Consider the following 5,882-nt stretch of genomic DNA (forward strand, 5'->3'; position numbering starts at 1 on the left):
CAATCAAGGTTACTGGAAATGTATCTGCAAACTGGTAACTATGGTTTGGGTGTTGATCAAAGGACTTAGTGCTGTCTCCAAAAATCCATTCCCATTCCAGTTTACCACTTGCTATGCTAGAACTATCCTTGAATAGAAAATTACTATTAAATAAACATTGAGAAGTATCATTAATAGAGAAATTTGCAATGGGATAATAGTTGATTCTGATTTCTCTTTCCAATGTATCTTTTTCTCCCTGATCGTGCCATACATAAACAATAACATTATATATGCCCGTGTCCTTAAACCTGTGTGATGGCAATTTCAGAGAGGATGAATTAAAAGTACCCGAAGCCAAATCTCCAAAATCCCAAAGCACGCTATCAATATGGGTCGTATCTGTTAAGCTTAATAAAGTAGTATCACCAAAACAGGTATTTTCTGCATTAAAATCAGGTATAAAAAAGTACGATTGGATAAAATCAGGAAGTCCATAACCTGTTCCAGTTAAGAATTTCATTCCATTAGCTACCCAGCCACATTTCGCGCCTTTTTTATTCGGAAATTTTATAATAGTTAAATATTTCCCAAAATTACCATAGATCTTCCCGTCAGTTCCTAATTGCAATGCTGAAAACCAATGTTGATAACCAGCTATTTTTGATATCCCTAGTAGAATTTTTGAATCCAGTATTTTTTGCTTATTTAGTACAGATACATCAAATTGAAAAACAGAATCCCTACCTGTTGATGAATTTTTTGTAGCTAAATACAAATATTTGCCGTTTGGCGAAAATTCTGCACCAAAATAATTCACCTTTTCGTTTATGGATATTGGATTAGAAATCTTCCCTGTCCTGTTATTAAAACTAAAAATCTCGAGACCAAAGTTTTCACTGGTAGCTACAAGTTTTGCATTGTCTGGTGACATTTTCAACATTCCTCTAACATTCGATCCTCCTCCTGGGGCTTTACCATAATAATGACCAGTTTGGCTAATTACTGGATTTGGGTCAATCCCACTTTTATTAATGCAGAATGAGTAAAATGTGTCAGCTTTCTTTGAATGAGAAATAACCCAAATTGAAGATTTATTTTCATGTCTGACAGCTGTTAATTTCCCTCCTGGGCTATCGTTAGTTAATTGATTGCCATTACTGATTAATTCTCCAAGATTATTATCCCCTCTTTTATCAATTAAACAATAACATAAACTTGTGTAAGAACTCTGTATTCCACTATAATAAAAGAAATAATAGATGTTTGTATCCCCAGGATGAGGTACGAACAATGCACCTTGAGTCCAAGATGTAATACCTCCGATTAATGAACTATTTTTTAAATATTGATGATTTCGGTTCCAAATCCAAACACTATTGCTATAAAAAAGCAAATTGCCATATGCATCAGAAATAGTCCCACTTGGATAATTAGTACTCATAGCACTATTGGTGAGTTTAACCGGACTTTTGCCATCATTCCCAAAATCAATACCATTGTGACCGGAAAAATACCAATATCGGGCTTCTTTTTGGGCATATGCATTATTACTTGTAATAATGAAAGAAACTACTATTATTATTAATATTCTCATAATATAATAGGTCAAATAGGTCATTGCGGATCAATTATTAATACTTTTATTTATGATCCGCAATGACAATTAATTAGAATTATTCAACAAAAAATTTTGTATCATAGTGTTTATCCTCGTAAACGATTCTTAATAAGTATAATCCTTCTGCATTATTTTGCTTATTCCATTTTACTTCATGACTTCCTTTAGCCATATATTCATTTTTGTTCCAAATAAGCCTTCCATTCATATTAAATACCGAAATTATGAGATGTGCATCATTATCCATATTTATAAGTATGGTTAATTGTTCTCTTACAGGATTAGGATAACTTATAAAACTAAATTCATCAATATTTTCTTCATTATCAGAATCATCTTTAATACTCAAAAGTTTAATTAATTCCTCGTCAATATATATCAGGAAATTAACACGGTTGTGTTCGTAGCAACCTAGGTCTATATTGGTGTAAAGAACCCTGTTATTATTATCAAGGTCAATGCTGGTTCTTACCAAATTAGCATCACCTTGATCAAGAGATGCAGAACGAGATGTCCAATGAAGCCTGTAATTTCCTGAACCATGAAAATAAGGAACAGAGTCAAAACAATCACCAGGTAAATTTACACCAGAGTTAGAAGTTTCGATGTCACAATGTTTAAAAGCTGGATAACTTTCATTAGCTATAGCCAAGTAAGTAACATTCCCAGAATTAGGTGAATTGTGATAAATTAGATTATTATTAAACCAAAAAAGACCAGAAGTTGGTGAATATGTTGAATACAAACCTCCACCATCACCATTTGTTGCAGTATTGTAAGCAATTGTATTGCTATTGATTTCAGAATTTGTAGGAGTATATATATTCTCATAAATATCAAACATGTAGATTCCACCACCATCATTATCGGCAGTGTTTTCCACAACAAGATTGTTAAGAAATTGGTATATATATGTTACTTCCATAGGATCTGCTTTCAAATATATCCCCCCCTGTGAACTAGTTGGATTAGGATATAGAATTAACTTTTCAATATTATTCTTATTAATAGTTGGATCATTTTCAGTTATTCTATAACTAGGCATAGGATCTTCATACTCATAAGCTCCTATATCAATATCGTAAGTACTTGCGATCACATCAATTTTCCTTTGATCATCTTTAAGATCTGTTGGAAGTGCAAAGTAGGTGTCGTTTCCAGCATTGGAGACTTTCCTGAGCAATTGTTTCATTAAGTTTCATTATTAGTGCTAGTTCCATGCTATGATTTAAGAGATTTGAAATAGCTCCTCTCTATTTCATTTATTACATCTTCTGGTTTATAAAGTATCTTTCCATCAAATTTAATAAAAGAAATTTTCCCTTTATCCCTATACTTTTGAAGCGTCCTGTTTGAAACTTTTAACATTTTACATAAATCGCGACTATCAATCCATCTATTCTCTTGAGGTATTACTCTTTCCTTTAATTCAGTAACTACGGATGTCAATTTTTGGATATCATTTGAAGTTTTATCAATTTTTTTTAATAGCTTTTTATAAGCAATGCTTTCAATTGTAATTACCTTCATTAGTTTTTACTAATTTACCTTTTGTATTCTTGTCATATCCAAATTTAATCAATATATCTCGTATTTGAAGTGTCTTTCGGAAAAATCTGCTTTTCCGAAAGCAAGGTACAAATTACTGGACTTTTCATACCTACTATTCAATAATACTCTCGTTAGCATCATCCAGCACGTCATCTCCAAAACTTTCAAGATAAATTTGTGTTGTTTTTGTATTGGTGTGTCCTAACCCATCTCCTATAACTTCCACTGAAAACCCTAATTTCTTAGCAGTACTAGCCCAAGTGTGTCTGGCGACATATGATGTAAGAGGGATTGGTAAATCAAGTGATTCTCCAATCTTTTTAAGCTTCTTGTTATACAGTCCCCTAGCATTTTCAATCTCTAACCTTATTTCTTGGGCTGTTTTGCTCTTTATTATTGGAAAGATGTAGCTCTTTGCAGTAGGTTCCTCAATAAATGGAATATATTGATCAAGTATTTCTTGTGCTTTACTTGAGATCTTAATCCGATATAATTTTTTGAATTTTGATTTTGAACGTCTATAAATAATTATTCCATTAACAATATTGCTTTTCTGCAATAATACCATGTCAATAAAATTCATTCCACGACAATAAAAACTAAACAAAAAATAGTTTCTAGCATGCCATAAGGAAGAATCCTCTGGAAATTTAGCATCTTCTATTTTCTTTATATCATCTTTGCTTATAGCTCTTTTTTGAGTCTCCTCACTTCGTATAGAGTAGTGTTCAAAGGGATACTCCGCTTTTGCTGCTAAGCCTTCTTTAATCGCCTTATTATAGATTGCTCTAACAGTACGCATTTGTGTGCTTAATCCATTAAGAGACCTCTCTTTGGATAAATATTTTTCCTCAACCTTTTTAAGGAATCCATATGTAATTTGAGCAAATTTGATATCTGAATTTTTATTATGACGCTTGATAAAGCTTTCAGCATGTCTGTAAACTTTAGCATTTCCAATCTCCCCTTTCCTCTCCATTGATTCTGCAAGTTCAATTGCATATACACAAAAGTATTGATCACCTTTTCTATTACTCAATATCTTCTTTAGTTGTGCAACTGTAAGCCCATTAAGACGTTTATTATCTCGTAGTTCAATAATTTTATCAGAAAATTCAGTCTGTTTTTTCTGAATCATATTATTTACTCTGTCAAGATTATCAAAATGTTTGCATGCTTTTTTAATCCTGCATTTTTTAGAATCCCAATCTGATTCAAACACGAAAATATTCAATGGAAAAGAAGTACTTTTTCTATTATGAGATAATCTGATAATAATTGGGAAAGTCCCATTGCTTTTTTGTCTTCTTTGGTCAAGTAAAATTTTAGTGGTGGTTGTCATGTTATTATTAATTTGCAAACCATTTGCAAACAAATATCGCATTTATTTAACATTTTATGAAATCAAATAAAAAGTTTTGTGCGTTTTTTGGCATTTTAGGGCACTTTTGAAATTACACACCCTGTAATATTGTTGCTTGACAGGCAAGAGGTCACTGGTTCGAATCCAGTATGCCCCACCCAACAAACAAAGGGTTTTCAAGTAATTGAAAACCCTTTTTCTTTGTATGAGTGCAAATATGGTGTAAACAATATGATTGGGATTTACTATCTTCTTTCAATTCTATTCGTTTCTTTTCTTTCCCACTAAAAACTAAAGTTGGTATGTAACTTCGGACTTTGCTTCCGGAAAAGCACATATTTCCTAAGGTGCATCAATGCTGGATTGATAATCAGTAAAACAGATTACCTAACTACGGATCAGGAGGTTGGGGTTTGAATCCCTCCTTATTTGCATTTCAGCGGTTACTTTTTAATGTTAAAATATACTAAAGAATATAGTATGTAAATGTTTTAATAATTACAGCAATAGATTTAAAATTAATATCATGAAAAAATCAATTATTTTTGCTTTGTTTTTATTTTCTATCATCAGTTTTAGTTCTTTTCAAACAGCTAAAGCTACCCACATGATGGGATCGGATATTACCTGGACCTGTATTGGGCAGGATAGCTTTATAATTAAACTAGTGATTTATAGGGACTGTAATGGAGTGAACCTCGGATCAGCTTCTATTCCAATTAAATGCGCAACTACAGGAGCAAGTATTGCCTCATTATCAATTGCTAAACCAGTACCAATAGATATCACCCCAACCTGTGGAGCAAGTTGTACACGTTGTGTGACTAGCAGTTGTGCTTTCCCTTATGGTATTGAGCAATATACCTATCAAAAACTTGTGGTACTTAGTAATGCTGGAAGTTGCTGCAAAGTTGCTATTTCTTATAGTTTGTGTTGCAGGAATGTTACTATTACAACCATTAGTAATCCAGGAAGTTCAAGTTTTTATGTAGAGGCTCTATTGGATCGCTGTGTCACCCCATGTGATAACTCTCCAAGTTTTACCAATCCGCCTGTTGCCATTATTTGTATCGGACAGAACTTTGTATTTAACCATGGAGTAGTTGATATTGATATTGGAGGATCAGGAGGTTTATTGGATTCATTGAGTTATGAGTGGACCCAACCATTGGGAAGTGCCAGTGGTCCTCTTTCTTATCTTGGTCAATATTCTTACGATAAACCGCTTTATTTCTGGGGATTCCCCAATAAAAACCTACCATTTCCACGTAGTTTTCATTTAGATCCTGCTACAGGAGATATTTCTTTCCGCCCGATGAAGATTGAGCAAACAGTGATGGCCATAAAGATTGGAGAGTGGCGTAAAAA

The 5,882-nt window shown here is 32.9% G+C and carries 5 protein-coding genes; 1 reads left to right on the top strand and 4 read right to left on the bottom strand.

Going from position 1 to position 5,882, the window contains the following annotated elements; genetic code table 11:
• From HOG71_00425 to HOG71_00440, 4 genes are all read right to left on the bottom strand, one after another.
• On the bottom strand, window positions 1-1,576 hold a 1,576-nt coding region (locus tag HOG71_00425), incomplete at its 3' end, for a hypothetical protein (GenBank protein MBT5989295.1).
• Between the two features lie 79 nt (window positions 1,577-1,655).
• Window positions 1,656-2,792, bottom strand: coding sequence for a T9SS type A sorting domain-containing protein (locus HOG71_00430; GenBank protein ID MBT5989296.1), 1,137 nt, complete (start codon window positions 2,790-2,792; stop codon window positions 1,656-1,658).
• A 29-nt stretch (window positions 2,793-2,821) separates the two neighbouring features.
• Window positions 2,822-3,130: a helix-turn-helix domain-containing protein gene (locus HOG71_00435; protein ID MBT5989297.1), complete on the bottom strand. Its 309-nt coding sequence runs from the start codon at window positions 3,128-3,130 to the stop codon at window positions 2,822-2,824.
• A gap of 133 nt (window positions 3,131-3,263) precedes the next feature.
• Window positions 3,264-4,511 (bottom strand): site-specific integrase, encoded by a 1,248-nt coding sequence (locus tag HOG71_00440; protein MBT5989298.1) that lies wholly within the window; start codon window positions 4,509-4,511, stop codon window positions 3,264-3,266.
• Between the two features lie 529 nt (window positions 4,512-5,040).
• Between HOG71_00440 and HOG71_00445 the strand changes: the two genes are divergently transcribed.
• The coding region (locus tag HOG71_00445; protein MBT5989299.1) for a hypothetical protein at window positions 5,041-5,882 on the top strand (842 nt) is incomplete at its 3' end.

The sequence above is a fragment of the Bacteroidota bacterium genome, from assembly GCA_018698135.1.
GTDB lineage: Bacteria > Bacteroidota > Bacteroidia > CAILMK01 > JAAYUY01 > JABINZ01.